Origin of the sequence: Mesorhizobium silamurunense, assembly GCF_014843905.1 — a bacterium.
Classification (GTDB): Bacteria; Pseudomonadota; Alphaproteobacteria; order Rhizobiales; family Rhizobiaceae; genus Mesorhizobium; species Mesorhizobium silamurunense.
On the sequence record NZ_LPVS01000251.1, the window covers coordinates 1 to 16,986 of the forward strand.

12 protein-coding genes are annotated in these 16,986 nt (G+C 64.4%); 2 read left to right on the forward strand and 10 right to left on the reverse strand.

Features of this window, described 5'->3' with window-relative positions; translation table 11 throughout:
- Positions 1-119 precede the first annotated feature (119 nt).
- On the reverse strand, positions 120-260 hold the full coding sequence (locus AU465_RS34330) for a hypothetical protein (protein ID WP_192257636.1): 141 nt from the start codon (positions 258-260) through the stop codon (positions 120-122).
- 145 nt (positions 261-405) lie between these two features.
- Between AU465_RS34330 and AU465_RS34335 the strand changes: the two genes are divergently transcribed.
- Positions 406-2,385: a M23 family metallopeptidase gene (locus AU465_RS34335; protein WP_192257638.1), complete on the forward strand. Its 1,980-nt coding sequence runs from the start codon at positions 406-408 to the stop codon at positions 2,383-2,385.
- A gap of 79 nt (positions 2,386-2,464) precedes the next feature.
- On the opposite strand, the gene AU465_RS34340 is transcribed toward AU465_RS34335, so the two are convergent.
- Positions 2,465-4,021 (reverse strand): MFS transporter, encoded by a 1,557-nt coding sequence (locus AU465_RS34340; RefSeq protein WP_192257641.1) that lies wholly within the window; start codon positions 4,019-4,021, stop codon positions 2,465-2,467.
- A gap of 162 nt (positions 4,022-4,183) precedes the next feature.
- Here AU465_RS34340 and AU465_RS34345 point away from each other — a divergent pair, with 162 nt between their 5' ends.
- Positions 4,184-4,816 carry a TMEM175 family protein gene (locus AU465_RS34345; RefSeq protein ID WP_192257643.1) on the forward strand — a complete coding sequence of 211 codons (633 nt, stop codon included), beginning with the start codon at positions 4,184-4,186 and terminating at the stop codon, positions 4,814-4,816.
- Here the strand turns inward: AU465_RS34345 and AU465_RS34350 are convergent.
- From AU465_RS34350 to AU465_RS34385, 8 genes are all read right to left on the reverse strand, one after another.
- Positions 4,790-6,307 carry a L,D-transpeptidase family protein gene (locus AU465_RS34350; RefSeq protein ID WP_192257645.1) on the reverse strand — a complete coding sequence of 506 codons (1,518 nt, stop codon included), beginning with the start codon at positions 6,305-6,307 and terminating at the stop codon, positions 4,790-4,792. The genes AU465_RS34345 and AU465_RS34350 overlap by 27 nt on opposite strands.
- Positions 6,308-6,447: 140 nt before the next feature.
- On the reverse strand, positions 6,448-6,807 hold the full coding sequence (locus AU465_RS34355) for an MmcQ/YjbR family DNA-binding protein (protein ID WP_192257647.1): 360 nt from the start codon (positions 6,805-6,807) through the stop codon (positions 6,448-6,450).
- A gap of 174 nt (positions 6,808-6,981) precedes the next feature.
- Complete coding sequence (gene clpB / locus AU465_RS34360) at positions 6,982-9,588, reverse strand: ATP-dependent chaperone ClpB (RefSeq protein ID WP_192257650.1); 2,607 nt, start codon at positions 9,586-9,588, stop codon at positions 6,982-6,984.
- Positions 9,589-9,916: 328 nt separating this feature from the next.
- Entirely contained in the window at positions 9,917-10,912 is a 996-nt protein-coding gene (locus tag AU465_RS34365; RefSeq protein WP_192257652.1) for a DUF4167 domain-containing protein, read from the reverse strand.
- 338 nt (positions 10,913-11,250) lie between these two features.
- Positions 11,251-12,120 carry a peptide chain release factor N(5)-glutamine methyltransferase gene (gene prmC, locus AU465_RS34370; RefSeq protein ID WP_192257654.1) on the reverse strand — a complete coding sequence of 290 codons (870 nt, stop codon included), beginning with the start codon at positions 12,118-12,120 and terminating at the stop codon, positions 11,251-11,253.
- Complete coding sequence (gene prfA / locus AU465_RS34375) at positions 12,113-13,192, reverse strand: peptide chain release factor 1 (RefSeq protein ID WP_192257656.1); 1,080 nt, start codon at positions 13,190-13,192, stop codon at positions 12,113-12,115. The genes prmC and prfA overlap by 8 nt, the downstream gene beginning before the upstream one ends.
- 9 nt (positions 13,193-13,201) lie before the next feature.
- The gene (gene ptsP, locus AU465_RS34380) at positions 13,202-15,472 is read right to left on the reverse strand and encodes a phosphoenolpyruvate--protein phosphotransferase (RefSeq protein WP_192257658.1); all 2,271 of its coding nucleotides are present in this window, start codon (positions 15,470-15,472) and stop codon (positions 13,202-13,204) included.
- An 83-nt stretch (positions 15,473-15,555) separates the two neighbouring features.
- Entirely contained in the window at positions 15,556-16,809 is a 1,254-nt protein-coding gene (locus tag AU465_RS34385; RefSeq protein ID WP_192257662.1) for an aspartate kinase, read from the reverse strand.
- Between the last annotated feature and the right edge of the window lie 177 nt (positions 16,810-16,986).

A 16,986-nucleotide genomic window follows, 5' to 3' on the forward strand; every position in this document is an offset into this window, starting at 1 on the left:
TTCTTCGTCGCCAGCGGCGCGCCGCCCTCGTTGGTGGGGCGTATATAGTCGGAGCTCCCTCGACGCGTCAACACCGATTTCGAACTTTCTTGAATTTTTTGCGACAAATTTTTCGGAAGCTACTTTTCATAGCCGACTGCCCTTGCGGCAGCTCCATAGTCGCCCGCATCGAGCCCTATTGCCGCCGCATTGAGGTTCGACACCGGCACATAGTAAGGAAGCGCGCGCGTATGCGTGAGAGCCTCGACAACAGACGACAAGAGCACCGTTCGTAAGAGACGCGTGATTGGGGATATCGGCCCCGGCTTGCCGCTTCGTTTGACTTCAATGGCCGCGACAGGCAAATGTCATGGCCGCAACGACAACGACAAGCCGTTTCGCCCGGGGAAGAAGCAGCCTTTCTGGATGCCAGACACGGAAGATGTCATAGCCGAACTCGGCAACGAGCCGCCGCTGATCGCGGACGGCCGCAGCGGTCCGCCTGACCGCCGCGAAGTCTCGGCGCGGTGGCTTTCGGGCACTTTCCTGACCGGCGTGACCTCGAGCGTGCTGATGGGCGTGGCCCTGTTCGCGGCGCTTGACGGGCGCCAGCAGCTGGCGACGCCGCCGGAAATCGCCGAGCTCATCAACCTCGCCAGCGGCGGCGATGATTCCGGCGAGCAGGCCAAGACGACCAGGCTGGTCGCGCCGCGCCAGATCGCCAGAGCCAAGGACCGCCGGCGCATGGAAGTGTCGATGGTCACCAAGGTCGGCGACCGCGACGTTATCCACACCATGCCGTTCGTGCAGATCAAGATGGCGCTTGCGGCCGGCCACACCACCAGCCGCCCCTACCCGCCATTCGACCCGCTACAAGTCTTCGGCGACGACGGCGACGACAACGCCCAGCCGGCCACCGCCGCCGCGGTCGCCGGCCAGATCTACGGCGCCAAGGTCGAGAGCGAGATGAGCCTGAAGACGGTCGATTTCCCGATCGAGACGGCATCCTTCGACGAAAAGAGTGATCTCTCCGCCGACGAAGTGGAAAAGGTCGTGCGCGAAGCCGGCAATGGCCTCAGCGACGGCGCCGTCCAGGTCGCGGCGCTTCATTATGTCGACCCACAACGATTCGGCGACGCCTTCGCCGAGAGCATGGCCGGTTCCTACGACGTCAAGATCACGCCGGAAAACGTCTCGGTGACAACGCGCGCCACGCCGGACGACCAGGCGCCGGCCTTTGCCGAAGAGATCATCCCTTTCACCCAGGATACGGACATCGCCGAAGCTTTCGCCGATTCCGGCTACACCGGCGATGACGCCACCGGGATGGCGGAAGCGATCGGCAAGCTCTTGAACGCGACGGCACTGAAGGCAGGAACCGTGCTGCGCGTCGGCCTCGAGGTGCGCGGCGATATCGCCAAGGTCGTCCGCACCAGCGTCTATGACCGCACCACGCATATCGTCACCATCGCGCTCGACGATCGCGGGCAGTTCGTGCCGGCACAGGAGCCGGAGCCCAATCCCGAATTGCTGACCGCATTCGACGATTCGCCGCCGGTGGTGGTTCGCGGCAACCTGCCCAATGTCTATGACGGCATCTATCGTGCCGCCTATTCCTACGGCATGTCGAAATCAATGACGCAGAAGCTGATCAAGCTTCTTGCCTCGGACGTCGATTTCCAGTCGCGTCTTTCGCCCTCCGATCGTCTCGAGGTCCTGTTCTCGCAGCCTGACGGCGACGACCAGACCTCCGACAGTTCCGAGCTTCTCTATGTTTCGGCCACCTTCGGCGGACAGATGCGGAATTTCTACCGCTTCCAGATGCAGGACGGCAGCGTCGACTATTTCGACGAGAACGGCAGCAGCGCCAAGCAGTTCCTGCTGCGCAACCCACTGCCGAATGGTCGCTTCACCTCCGGCTTCGGTGCCCGTCGGCATCCGATTCTCGGCTATGTGCGCATGCACACGGGCACAGACTGGGCCGCTCCAATAGGATCGCCGATCATCGCCGCTGGCAATGGCGTGGTCGAAAAAGCCGGCTGGGCCGGCGGCTACGGCAAGCAGATCATCATCCGTCACGCCAACGGCTACGAGACGTCCTACAATCACCAGAGCGCTTTTGCCAAAGGCATCGAGCCGGGTGTTCACGTCCGCCAGGGCCAGGTCATCGGCTATCTCGGCCAGACGGGTCTGTCGACCGGCCCGCATCTCCACTACGAGTTGATCGTCAACGGCACCAAGGTCGATTCGATGCGTGTCCGCCTGCCGGTCGGCAAGGTGCTGAAGGGCGACGACCTCGTCGCTTTCAAGAAAGAGCGCGAGCGCATCGACGACCTGCTCAAGCAGGAAGACGGAAATTCGCTGAAGGTCGCCAGCGCCAAGACCGATTCGCAGGTTCCCAACTGAGCAATTCCAGGAAAGTGCGTAGCGGTTGGGCTCGGCGACTTCGCCTTAGCCTTCCGTCCGGGAATTGCGTCAAACTGCTTTAATCACGCGAATCGCCCGTCTGCTGCGGCCAGGGCAGCGCCTGGCCGGGCACGGTGAACCAGGCGATGATCGACGACAGCAGGCAAAGCAGCGCCGTGACCGCGGCAACCGCGGCAAAAGCCGAATCGCTTGCCGCAATCCTCAACGCATCGAGATTGGCCGCGAGTCCGGACTGGGGCGGTTCGCCGAAACCGGGGATGCCGGCGGGGTTGCCGGTCAATCGCGCATAGACGAAAGCCGCGAGCGAACCCATAGCCGCCACCGCGATCAGCCCGCCGACGCGCGAGACGGCGTTGTTGATGCCGGATGCGGCGCCAGTGTCCTTGTCGTCGACCGAGGTCATTACCGCCGTCGACAGCGGCGACACCACGAGCGACATGCCGAGCCCCATCAAAGCCATCAGCGGAAAGGTTCCGGTCCAGAAATTATGGACGCCGGTATGGGCGAGCAGGGCCATGCCGGCAAAGGCGATGGCAACGACGAAGCTGCCGGCGGCGATCGGCAGGCGCGGGCCGATCTTGTCGGACCACTGGCCGACCGGCCCCGACAGCAGCGCGATCGATGCCGACAACGGCAGGAAGATGAAGCCGACCTCGGCCGAGCTCAGTCCCCAACCCGCGATCAGAACCATCGGCAGGTAGAAGAGGTTCGCCGACAGCGCGAAGTAGAGGAAGAAGGTCGCCAGATTGGCGCCGGCAAAAGCGCCGATGCGGAACAGGCCGAGATCGATCATCGGCTCGCGCTGCCAGCGCTCGTAGAGGATGAAGACGAAGAGCAGGACCACGCCGGCGACGATCGCCGGCCCGGCCATCATCCCGCCGCCCTCGGCGTTCATCGCCGTCAGCCCGTAGGCCAGCCATCCGAAGGCAAGTGTGGCGAGCGCCGCACCCCCGAGATCGAGGCTGCGCTTTTCGGTCGGCTGGTCGGCCGGGATCTTGGCGAGCAGCAGATAGATCGAAACCAGTCCGAGCGGCAGGTTGACGGCAAAGATCGCGCGCCAGACGCCGTTGCCGAAGGTCGACAGCACGAAGCCGCCCAGCACCGGCCCAAGCGCCGTCGTCAGCGCCGAAGCGGCCGCCCAGATGCCGATCGCCCGGCCGCGCTCCTTTTTCGGATAGGCCTTGGCGATGATGGCGAGGCTGCCCGGCACCATGATGGCGGCGCCGATGCCTTGGATGGCGCGGAAGCCGATCAGCACTGCCGGATCGGGGGCCAGCGCGCAGGCGAGCGAGGCGGCGATGAAAAGCGCAATGCCGTTGACGAAGGCGCGCCTGAGGCCGAATCGGTCGCCGGCGGCACCACCAGCCAGGATCAGTGCCGACAACGTCAGCGCGTAAGCGTTGGAGATCCACTGCGCTTCCGCAAGGCTGGCGCCGAGATTGACGCGCAGCGCCGGTATGGCGATCGCCAGGACAGAACCGTCGATGAAGCCGAGCGCTGAAGCCAGGATCGCAGCCACCAGCACGAACTTGCGCTGCGTTTGCGGGCAGAACGTTCCGTTCGCGCGCGTCGCGGTCGAAATCGAATCGGCGGTGGCTTCACTCGAGGAAGGCATGAAAGCCTGCTTAGCTCTCCGGCGCATTCATAACAACGAGCCAGAAGATTGCAGTCCTTGAAACCAGTTTGCACTCACCGCATGGCCAGGAAAGTAGCAATCGCAACGCAAACGGGCCGTCGCGTGCTAGGTTCCGGCCGGTCATTGCCAAAGGGGGAAGCCATGAAGCGGCCGCTGGAACCATCAGCCGAAGGGCGCGGACGCATCGTCGGCATAACCGACGGCGTCTTTGCCATCGCGCTCACCTTGATCGTGCTGGAGATTAGGGTGCCGGCGCATGAAGTGGTGCATTCGGAGGGCGAGCTGCTTGCGGCTGTCCTGGCGCTTGCGCCGCGTTTCCTGACCTATGCGCTGAGCTTCCTGACGTTGACCATCTTCTGGTTCGGCCAGCAGGCGCAGCATGGCCTGATCGCGAAATCGGATCGGCGGCTCGCAACGCTCAATCTCTGCTTTCTCGCCTTCATCGCGCTGCTGCCGTTCTCCACCGACCTGCTGGCCGATTTCCTCGAGTTCAGGGTCGCGGTGCTCGTCTACTGGCTGAACCTTCTGATGCTTGGCGTGACACTTTTCGCGAGCTGGTGGTACGCCGACAGGAACGGCATGCTGGCGGAGGAGGTCGACGCGCAAACGAGGCGTACCGTCTATCAGCGCATCGTCAAGGCGCAGATCCTTTGGGCGATCGGCACAGCGCTTTGCCTCATCACCCCGCTGGCGAGCATCGCCTTCATCCTGCTCGTGCAGCTGATCTATGCCGCCGCGCTGCGCGGCTCATTGCTGCGCAAAATCATCGGCTGACGATCCGCCGACAAACTCCACCGTGACGCCCGGCGAGACCAGCTTGGCGAGTTCGCGCGCGTCCCAATTGGTCAGGCGCACGCAGCCATGGCTCTCGGTCTTGCCGATCTTGGATGGATCGGGCGTGCCGTGGATGCCGTAGGTCGGTTTGTCCAGCGCGATCCAGACCGAGCCCACCGGACCGTTCGGCCCGGGCGGGATGGTCAGGATCTTGTCGTTCTGGCCCTGCTTGAAATTGATGCTGGGATTGTAGGTGTAATTCGGGTCGAGCGCGATGCGCGACACTGTGTGGATGCCAGTCGGCGACGGCGTGTCGGCCGAGCCGATGGTGGCCGGATAGGCCGCGACCAGCTTGCCGCCCGCGTCATAGGCGAAGACTTCCTTCTTGTCCTTGTCGGCGACGATGCGGGCAACCGGCGTCGACACCAGCTTGCCGAAATTGGCGACCTTGACGATCGTGCCGGGCCGATTGAAGTCGAGCCCCTTGTTGATCGACTTCAGATAGCCTTCGTCCATGTGGAAGCGTTCGGCCAGCGCCTCGGTCACCGAGGTGTAGCCCATGCGGTCGAGCCTGGCCTTCTGGCTGTAATCTTCCGGGATCGAAGCGACATAGGGACCGGCCGCGTCTTCGGGCGTGATCGTATAGGAAGCGAAGGCGTCGCCGCCAGACTGAGCAAGCGCCGTCTTGATGCCGACCGCGTCGGTCGATTTCAGATTGCTGCCCGTGATCTGGTTATAGGCGGCCAAAGCCTTATCGACATTCGAGCCGAAACGGCCGTCGATGACACCCGGCGAGGCACCGCCGCGGTCGAGCAGCACCTGAAGTTCGGCCACGTCCTGGCGCACGCCGAGCGACAGTGACGGATCGACGGTTGCCTTGCCGCCTGTGTCCGGCGGCAGCGCGGCATGGGTGTCCGGGTTGGTCTGCAGCACTTCCCCCTGACCTGGCTGCGCCGGATCGATCGACGCCTCGTTCAGCGGCTGGCGCTTGATGGTGTCCGACTTTGGCGCCTCCGGATAGGTGGTGGCATAACCCTCATCGCTCGGCGCCGGCGGATAGGCGTCGACGGAATTGTCGTTATAGGGGTCGTTCTCGTCGACCGGCGGCGGAATGACCCTGCCCTCTTCTTCAAGTTGGCGACGGCGGAAGCGGGCCATGTCGTCGGGATTGTCGAGATAGTAGCGGTCGTCGTCCTCGGCCGGCGCGCGCCCAAGTTCCTGCATCCGCAACTGGCGGCGCAGCGCCCGGCGATCGAGCCTGGTCTGCGGCGGCTGGATGGCGATGACCTTGCCGGTGTCGGCATCGACAAGAACCCGGTTGCCCCTGGCATCATAATAGATGTCGACATTGCCGTCCTGGGCGAGCAGGAGTGCGCCGTGCTGAGCCGGCCGAACCGCCTTCTGCGCGTCATCCCCGCTCGGCGCCGCGAGCGCGCCAGAAGAGACCAGCCCGGCCGCGAGTGCCGAAAGGGAAAAAATCGTGCGCAGCATGTGGGTCAGGCTCTCCGGTCGGCTCGGTCTTGGCAGGCGAAGCTTTCGCCAGCAAACCAGTTACCAAAATTAAGGTTCCAACATGAACCGGGCATGAAGATGGCGGATTTCCGGCGTTTCACCATGATCCCGAACGAATGTCAGCGTAGCCCCAGTTCGCTGCGTGCCAGTTTAGTCAGCTTCAGCACGACCAGGCGGTGACTTTCGCGCAGATAGTCCTTCAGTGCAGCATCATCCACGCTCTGGCTTGTCTGGCGCTGGATCCATTTGATGCCGCGCGAGGCTAGATAGGGCGCGGGCCGGCAGCCCGGCTGTTCCTTCAGCACGTCAAAGGCCATGTCGGAGCATTTGAAGGTGACCAAGACTTGGCCCTCCCGGTTGTGGCCGCCGATCGCGAACACCTTGCCGCCGACCTTCCAGACATGAGCGCCGCCCCACTGCACGACATGCGTCGCGGCGGGAAGCGAGGCGCAAAAGCCGTTATAGTCCTCGAGCTTCATTGGAATCAGCCCTCCTGGAACCGCGACCAAGGTCGGTTTTGCAGTAAGGCCCTGTCGAAATGCAAGAGCGCGCCGCACCGGCCGGGTGCGACGCGCTCCTGGTATTTGTTTTACGCAATTCCGGACGGAAAATCGCTAAGCACTTTTCCTGGAATTGCTCCGCTCCGGCTCGAATCAGGCGGCGGCTTCGGCCGCCACCACGGTCGGCTTCGAGCGGAAGTTCAGGCGATCGGAGCCGGCGGTGACCTTGACGGTCGAGCCGTCGAGGATTTCGCCGAGCAGGATCTTCTCCGCCAGCAGGTCCTGCAGTTCCTTCTGCATCACCCGCTTCAGCGGCCTCGCACCATAGGCCGGATCATAACCCTTGGCGGCCAGCCACTCGATCGCATCGTGATCGAGCGACAGCGTGATCTTGCGATCGACAAGCAGGTTCTCCAGGCGCTTGAGCTGGATCTCGACGATGCGGTCCATGTCCTGGCGGCGCAGCCGGTGGAACAGGATCACCTCGTCGACGCGGTTGAGGAACTCCGGACGGAACGAGGCTCTCACCGCGCTCATCACCTCGTCGCGCACGGCATCGACGTCCTGGTCGTCGCGTAGATTGACCAGATATTCGGCGCCAAGGTTCGACGTCATGATGATCAGCGTGTTGCGGAAGTCGACCGTGCGGCCCTGGCCGTCGGTGAGCCGGCCGTCGTCGAGCACCTGCAGGAGCACGTTGAACACGTCCGGATGCGCCTTCTCGATCTCGTCGAACAGCACGACCTGGTATGGCCGGCGCCGCACCGCTTCGGTGAGCGCGCCGCCCTCCTCATAGCCGACATAGCCGGGAGGCGCGCCGATCAGTCGGGCGACGGAGTGCTTCTCCATGAACTCCGACATGTCGATGCGCACCATGGCGCTCTCGTCGTCGAACAGGAAGCTGGCGAGCGCCTTGGTGAGCTCCGTCTTGCCGACGCCGGTGGGGCCGAGGAACATGAACGAGCCGATCGGCCGGTTCGGATCCTGCAGACCGGCGCGGGCGCGCCGCACGGCCTTGGAAACCGCCTGCACCGCCTCGCCCTGGCCGACGACGCGCTTGCCGATCTCGTCTTCCATGCGCAAGAGCTTCTCGCGCTGGCCCTCCAGCATCTTGTCGACCGGAATGCCGGTCCAGCGCGACACGACATGGGCGACATGGTCGGGCGTGACCACCTCTTCCACCATACCGGCCTTGCCGTCCTGGGCTTCGGCTTCCTTGAGCTTCTTCTCCAGCTCCGGGATCTTACCATAGGCAAGCTCGCCGGCGCGCTGGAACTCGCCCTTGCGCTGGGCAATCGCCAGCTCGTTGCGCATCTCGTCGAGTTGCTTCTTGAGGTCGGCGGCAAGGCCAAGCTTCTGCTTTTCGGCCTGCCACTTGGCCGTCAGCTCGGTCGACTGCTCTTCGAGGTCGGCCAGCTCCTTCTCCAGCTTTGCCAGCCGATCCTTCGAGGCGTCGTCCTTCTCGACCTTCAGCGCCTCGCGCTCGATCTTGAGCTGCATGATGCGCCGATCGATCTCGTCCAGCGCCTCGGGCTTGGAATCGACCTGCATCCTCAGCCGCGACGCGGCCTCGTCGACCAGGTCGATCGCCTTGTCCGGCAGGAATCGGTCGGCGATGTAGCGGTTGGACAGCGTCGCGGCCGAGACAAGCGCCGAATCGGATATGCGCACCTTGTGGTGCTGCTCGTATTTCTCCTTCAGGCCGCGCAGGATCGAGACGGTGTCCTCGACCGTCGGCTCGTCGACGAAGACGGGCTGGAAGCGGCGGGCAAGGGCGGCGTCCTTTTCGACATGCTTGCGGTATTCGTCGAGCGTGGTCGCGCCGACGCAGTGCAGCTCGCCGCGCGCCAGCGCCGGCTTCAAAAGATTCGACGCGTCCATCGCGCCCTCCGCCTTGCCGGCGCCGACCAGCGTGTGCATCTCGTCGATGAACAGGATGATGTTGCCGCTGGCGGCGGTGACTTCGTTGAGCACGGCCTTCAGCCGTTCCTCGAACTCGCCGCGATACTTGGCGCCGGCAATCAGCGCGCCCATGTCGAGCGCCATCAACTGCTTGTCCTTCAGCGATTCCGGTACGTCGCCATTGACGATGCGCAGCGCCAGGCCTTCGGCGATCGCCGTCTTGCCGACGCCCGGCTCGCCGATCAGCACGGGATTGTTCTTGGTGCGCCGCGACAGCACCTGGATGGTGCGGCGGATCTCGTCGTCACGGCCGATGACCGGATCAAGCTTGCCGGAGCGGGCGTCGGCGGTGAGATCCCGCGCGTATTTCTTCAGCGCGTCATAGCCCTGCTCGGCATTGGCCGAATCAGCGGTGCGGCCCTTGCGGACGTCGTTGATGACCTGGTTCAGCGCCTGCGCGGTGACGCCGGCCTTGGCCAGGATGTCGGCTGTCTTGGCCGACTTCTCCATGGCGAGCGCCTGCAGCAGCCGCTCGACGGTGACGAAGCTGTCGCCGGCCTTCCTGGCCAGTTCCTCGGCGGTCGAGAACACCTTGGCGAGCGGCTGGGCGAGGTAAAGCTGGCCGTTGCCGCCTTCGACCTTGGGCATTGCCTCGAGCGCCGCCTCGACGCCGAGCTTGACGTCGCGGACACGGCCGCCGGCGCGCTCGATCAAGGACGCGGCAAGGCCCTCATCATCGTCGACGAGCACCTTCAGCATATGTTCGGGGGTGAATTGCTGGTGGTTGCGCGAGAGCGCCATGGTTTGCGCGGACTGGATGAAGCCGCGCACGCGCTCCGAGTATTTCTCAAGATTCATATCTGTCTCCTTCCATCACCGGCCCGCTTTGCGGCACCGGATCAGATTGCGGTGACGGACCCGCTCATTCGAGCCAGGCCCTGTTCAGCCGAGATATGGTATATAGGCCCAGGTCTCTCAAGACGCCTTGATGTCGGTCAACGCAGAATATTCTAAACGCATATCGCCCAAAAGCGCGCAGCGGTTTTGGGAGAACGACATGCATCAAAACAAAGACTTGAAGCGCATCGCCTGAATCCGCTTCCCCGCGACGCGCGCAAACGAAAACGGCGGAGATTTCTCTCCGCCGTTCGAATGCCTGAAAATGGACCCGGATCAGTTGCCGGGATCAGTCATTTATGTCGGCGACCGCCGGTTCGCTGGTGCCGCCTGCCGGCTCGGCGCCACTGTCGCTCGGCGCCGCACTTGCCTCTTCGGCGGCAGCGACGACTGCTTCGTTGCCGATGTCCGCGGTGTCGCCGCGATCGGCGGGGCTGCCCTCCCGGTCGGCATTGCCCTGCTCGGCACTGCCGCGACCGCGACGCGGACGCCTCGGCCGACGCCCGCCGCCATTGTCGGTAGCGGCTTCGTTGCGCTCAGCCTGGGCGGCAAGGGCCGCCGGCGAGAAGCTGTCGAACAGCGGAGCCTGCTCGGCCGAGAAGCCGTCTTCGGCTGAGCCCTCGGGCTGCGCCTGCGCCTCGCTGCGGCGGTTCTGGTCGAACTGCTGGCCGCCATGTTCGCCGCGCTGGCCCTCACCGCGCTGGCCCTCACCACGCTGACCCCCGTCACGCTGACCCCCGTCACGCTGACCATTGTCGCCGCGCTGGCCATTCTGGCCGTACTGGCCATAGCCGCCATTGCGGCGGTCGCGGTGCCTGTCGCGGCCGTTGTTGTCACGCCGGTTGTTGTCGCGGCCGTTTTCCTGGTTGAAGCCGAGCTCGGCCGGCGTGCCTTCGATCACCGGCTGCGGCCCGGAACCATTCGCCGCGGCCTGCGACTCGCCGGCATTGGTGTTGCCGGCGGTGTCGAACTCGTCGCGATCCTCATCGACATCGTCGTCGAAATCGTCGCGGTTCTGCTGGGCGTTCTGGATCGGCATCTGCGCCTGTGCGGCGGCAATGATGCGATTGTAGTGTTCCGCGTGCTGGAGGTAGTTCTCCGCCATCACCCGGTCGCCGGAGCTTTGCGCGTCACGGGCGAGTGCGGCGTATTTTTCGGCGATCTGCTGAGCCGATCCGCGGATCTTCACGTCCGGACCGTTGCTCTCGTAGTTGCGCGTCAGGGGATTGGGTCCCTTGCGGTTGTTGTTGTTGCCACCGCCGCCATTATTGTTGCGACCGCGCATGCGCCTGTTCTGCTGTTGTGGCCTCATTCGACTCTCTTCATGTGAATTTTTCTAAAACTCTTCGCGAACGGTGGCGCTCATGCAGCCAACCGTTTCGTTTTTTCACCGGCGTTCGCCCGCATCGATTGCGTTGGCGCCACGTGCCATCCTGTTCCGGTTACATCACTTGCCGGACGATTCCCGCACGAAGCATGGGCGTCGTTTGCACAAGGAGGCAGCTATTTCCAAGGAAAACCGAATCGCTAAGAGCACTGCCTGCTTCGTCTCATCCGGTCAAGCCGGAACCTAGCTGCATTCCCTAATGTTGCCAAGCGTTTTTTCGCACTGCATCAGGGGTTTCAACGCTCGAACACCAGAACCCTGTCGTTTCCGCCGAGATCGCGCCGCGCCTCCGCCAACCTGTAGCCGGCTGCCGCGAAGATCGCGGTAACCTCGCTTTGCTGCGTGTGGCCGATCTCGACCGCTACCTTGCCCTGTGCTTCCAGAAACCCTTCCGCCTCTCCGGCGATGATCCTGTAGGGGACCAGACCGTCCACGCCGCCATCAAGGGCCAGGCGTGGGTCGAAATCGCGGACCTCGTCCTGCAGATTTCCAATGTCTCGACTGGGTATATAGGGAGGGTTCGCGGCAATTACATGGTACCGGCCCGAAACTTTTTCGAACCAGTTGGAATGCAAGGCCTTGAAGCGCCTGCCGAGCCCAAGATCCTCGGCGTTTTGCGTGGCGGTCGCCAGCGCGCCGGGCGACATGTCGACGCCGGTCGCAGTCGCGGCCGGAACGGCGCTGAGCAGCGCCAGCGCTATGGCGCCGGTTCCGGTGCCGAGATCGAGGATACGGCATTCGCCGAGCCTTTCGGCAGTTGCCTTGGCAAAGGGCAGGACCGCGTCGACCAGCGTCTCGGTGTCAGGGCGCGGCTCCAGCGTGTCGGGCGACAGCGACAGCCGCAGCCCGTAGAATTCGCGATAGCCGAGGATGCGATGCACCGGCTCGCCTGCGACGCGACGTCTCAGGGCCGCCTCGATCGCGGTTAAGATCGCTGCATCGACCGGATGACCGGGCTCGGTGATGGCCTGGGTACGGGTCGTGCCGGAAAAGTGCTCGACGATCAGCCTCGAATCGAGCGCCGGATCGGCAATCCCGGCGGCAGCGAGCCGCTTCCTCGCCGCGCGCAGCAGCGGCCCGAGCGCGGCGGGCAAAAGATCAACCATCAATGCCCATATCGGCAAGCAGCTTCGACTGATGGTCGGCGATCAGCGCGTCGATCACCTCGTCGAGCTCGCCCATCATCACCCGGTCGAGCTTGTAAAGAGTGAGGTTGATGCGGTGGTCGGTGACGCGTCCCTGCGGGAAATTATAGGTACGGATGCGTTCCGACCGGTCGCCGGAGCCGACCTGCGATTTTCGCGACGACGAGCGCTCCTCATCCGCGCGGCTGCGCTCGAGGTCGTAGAGCCGCGCCCGTAAAATCTGCATGGCGCGCGCCCGGTTCTGGTGCTGCGACTTCTCCGCCTGGACCACCATGATGCCGGTCGGCAGGTGGGTGATGCGCACCGCCGAATCGGTGGTGTTGACATGCTGGCCGCCGGACCCGGAGGCGCGCATCGTGTCGATGCGGATGTCTTCCGCGCGGATATCGATATCGACCTCCTCGGCCTCGGGCAGCACGGCCACCGTCGCCGCCGAGGTATGGATGCGCCCGCCGGCCTCGGTTTCCGGCACGCGCTGCACGCGGTGCACGCCAGATTCGAACTTCAGATGCGCGAAAACGCCCTTGCCCGACACCGAGGCGATAATTTCCTTGTAGCCGCCGACCTCGCCTTCGCTGGCTGAAACGACTTCGAACCGCCAGCCGCGCGAGGCGGCATAGCGCTCATACATGCGAAACAGGTCGCCGGCGAACAAGGCCGCCTCGTCGCCGCCCGTGCCGGCGCGGATTTCGAGGATGGCGTTCCTGTCGTCGGCGGCATCCTTGGGCAGAAGCAGGATCTGGATGTCCTTCTGCAGCGCCTCGATGCGCTCCTCGACCTCCGTCAGGTCGGCCTCGGCCAGCGCCCGCATGTCGGCATCGGTTGCCTTGTCGGCGAGCATCGCTTCGAGGTCGGCCTGCTCCTGCTCGGCGGCGCGCAGCGCCCGGATCTTGCCCACCATCTCCTGGATGTCGGCATATTCCGAAGCCATCTTGACGTAGGCGTCGGCGGCGGGTGCGGCCGACATCTGCGTTTCGAGCATGTCGAAACGCTTGACGACTTGATCCATACGGTCGCGGGGCAGATTGATCATGGCAGAACGCTATAGCGGAATGGAGCGATCGTCGGCAAAGGCCTGCAGCAGCGCCCGCATCGGCGTCCCTTGGGCGGGCGCCATCAGATTGTCCTTGAAGAAGGCTTCCAGCTCCTGCAGCGGCAACTCGGTCAGCATTGCCTTGACCGGACCGATCGAGGCCGGCGACATTGAGATCGAGCGGAAGCCGAGGCCGATCAGCGCCATCGCCGAGATCGGCTTGCCTGCCAGCTCGCCGCAAAGCGTCACTGGCGTGTGGTTGCGGGCGCCGGCATCGGCGATCTGCTTCAGCACGCGCAGGAACGGCGCCGACAGCGTGTCGAAACGGTCAGCAAGCTGCGTGTTGCCGCGGTCCACAGCCATAATGAACTGGAAAAGGTCGTTGGAACCAACCGAGACGAAGTCGACCGCCTTCATCAGCTCGTCGAGTTGGAACAGCAGCGACGGCACCTCCAGCATCGCCCCGAGCTTGAGGCTGGTGGGCAGATGATGCGCAAAACGCGACAGATGCCGGACCTCGCGGTCGATGATCTCGCGCGCCTGCGCAATTTCCGAGAGCTCGGTCACCATCGGCAGCATCAGCTTCAACTCGCGGCCGCCGCAGGCCTTGAGCAGCGCGCGGATCTGGGTCCTGAGCAAGCCGGGGCGGTCAAGCGTGAGCCGGATCGCCCGCCAGCCGAGCGCCGGGTTCTCCTCCTGCAGCGCGCCCTTGAAATAGGGCAGCACCTTGTCGCCGCCGATGTCGATGGTGCGGAAGGTGACCGGCTTGCCGCGCGCGGCCTCGAGCACGTCGCGGTAGAGCCGCTCCTGCGCTTCGGCGCGCGGGAAGGTCGAGGCGACCATGAACTGCAATTCGGTGCGGAACAGGCCGATGCCGGCCGCCCCCGATTCCGAAAGCTGCGGCAGATCGACCGCCAGCCCCGCATTCATCAAGAGATCGACCGGGACGCCGTCCTTGGTCAGCGACGGCTTCTTGCGCAGTTCGCGGTAGACCTCTTGCCGCCGTGCCCGGAAGCGGACCTTTTCGGCATAGGCGGCCTCGAGATCGGACTGCGGCCTGAGGTGGATGGTGCCTTCCTCGCCGTCGACGATAATGGCGTCGCCGTTTTCCGCCATGGAAACGGCGCCCTTGACCTGCCCGGCGACCGGAATGCCCATGGCGCGCGCAACGATAACGACGTGGCTGGTCGCGGCCCCATCCTCCAGCACCAGGCCGCGCAGCTTGTCCCTGGGATAGTCGAGCAGTTCGGCGGCACCCATCGAGCGGGCGACGATGATGGCGTCCTTGGGCAGCGAGGCCGCGACATCCTCCGGCCCGCGCCCCATTAGCTGGCGCAAGAGCCGGTTGGCGAGATCGTCGAAATCGCTCATCCGCTCGCGCAGATAAGGGTCCGTCATGTGCAGCATGCGCGCGCGCATGTCGCTCTGCACCTTTTCCACCGCCGCTTCCGCCGTCAGGCCGTTGCGGATCGCCTCTTCCAGCCGGCGCACCCAGCCGCGATCGTTGGCGAACATCCGATAGGCCTCGAGCACCTCGCGATGCTCGCCCTCGAAGGCGACGTCGCGGCGCTCCAGCATGTCGTCGATCGACAGCCTCAGCGAACCGAGCGAACGGTCGAGGCGGCGGACCTCTTCCTCGCTGTCCTCGTTGAACAGGTTGGTGACGACGATGCGCGGCTCGTGCAGCACGACATGGCCGAGCCCGACGCCTTCGTTGAAGGACAGGCCGGTGAAGCTCGCCGGACGGCTGAGATCGAGTTCCAGCCCCGGCCTGGTGAGGCGCGCGAGATCGCCGGTGGCGATCATCTCGGCGATCACCATCGCCGTCGTTTCCAGCGCTTCGATCTCGTCTTCGCGGTATTGGCGCATGGTCTTGTTCTGCACCACCAGGACGCCCAGCGTGCGCCCTGCCCGCAGCACCGGAACGCCGAGGAAGGAATGGTAGATCTCTTCGCCGGTTTCCGGCAGGTAGGCGAAGGCCGGATGCTCCTGCGCGTTGGAGAGGTTGAGCGGCCGCGCGCTGGCGGCAATCGTGCCGACCAGGCCTTGGCCGAGCCTCAATTGCGCGAGGTGGACGGCATTGGGGTTCAGACCCTCGGTGGCGTAGAGCTCGAGCACCGAATCGGCGCGCAGCACATAGAGCGAGCAGACCTCGGCGACCATGTTGGAGGCGATGTCGCGCACGATGCGGTCGAGCCGCTCCTGCGGCTCCAGCGGCTCCTGCATGAGCTCGCGGAGCCGTTTCAGCAGAACGCGCGGGCCGCCGGCCATGTCACGCATCGCGGCTTCTTCTCCAATGGGCACGTTGCCCGCCGCAGTTTCTCCCGCGGCCGGCGCTCACGCAACAACTGACTCAGTTCTTGCTACTGCTTATCGAGCCCGTACACGGAATGCAAAGTACGAACTGCAAGTTCCGTATAGGGACCGTCGATCAGTATCGAGATTTTGATCTCGGACGTCGTGATCGCCCGGATATTGATCGCCTTGTCGGCCAGCGCCTTGAAGGCGGTGGCGGCGACACCCGCATGGCTTCGCATGCCGATGCCGATGACCGAGACCTTCGACATGCCGGCTTCCGATTGCACGACGTCGTAGCCGACATCTGCCTTCAGCCGCTCGAGCACGGCCAGCGCCTTGTCGACGTCGCCCGACGGCACCGTGAAGGTCATGTCGGTGAACTTGCCGTCCTCGGAGATGTTCTGGACGATCATGTCGACATTGATATTGGCCTCGGCCAGCGGGCCGAAGATGCCGGCGGCAACGCCTGGGCGGTCGCCGACGCGGCGCAGCGAAATCTGCGCTTCGTCCTTGGCGTAGGCAATTCCGGTGACGACCTGCTGTTCCACGATCTCTTCCTCGTCGCAAATGAGCGTTCCGGGCGGATTGAGCAAATCCCCCATTCCGGGCGCGTCGGGATCGTCGAAGGACGACCGCACAAAGGTACGCACCCTGTGCACCATGGCAAGCTCGACCGACCGCACCTGCAGCACCTTGGCGCCGAGCGAGGCCATTTCGAGCATTTCCTCGAATGAAATCTTGGCCAGCCGCCGCGCTTTCGGCTCGATGCGCGGGTCGGTCGTGTAGACGCCGTCGACATCGGTGTAGATGTCGCAGCGGTCGGCCTTGACCGCCGCCGCGATCGCCACCGCGCTCGTATCGGAGCCGCCGCGGCCGAGCGTTGCGATGCGGTTGTCCGGACCGATGCCCTGGAAACCGGCGATGACCGCCACCTGGCCCTCGCCGAAGCGCTTGATCAGGAAGGCGCCGTCGATGTCAAGGATGCGCGCCGCGCCATGGGCGTTGTCGGTCTTGATCGGGATCTGCCAGCCCTGCCAGGAGCGGGCATGCACGCCCATATTCTGCAGGGTGATCGCCAACAGACCTGCGGTGACCTGCTCGCCGGAAGCGACGACGGCGTCATATTCGCGCGCGTCGTGCATTGGCGAGGCCTCGCGCGTCCAGGCGACCAGCTCGTTGGTCTTGCCGGCCATGGCCGAAACCACCACGGCGACGTCGTGGCCGGCATCGACCTCGCGTTTGACATGGCGCGCCACATTGCGGATGCGGGCGATGTCGGCGACCGAGGTTCCGCCGAATTTCATCACGATACGCGCCATGGGAGCGAGATGCCTTTGACTGAAGCCGGCTCAGCGCCGGAACGGAAAGATGCGCCCGGCAAGCCGAGCCGCGGAAATGCGCGGCCTCCTTAGCCAAAACATCAAGGCTTCGCAAGCGATGGCGGGAAAAGATCCCATGAGGCGACGGGCGGCGGAACTCAGGTAAGGTTTCGGGGT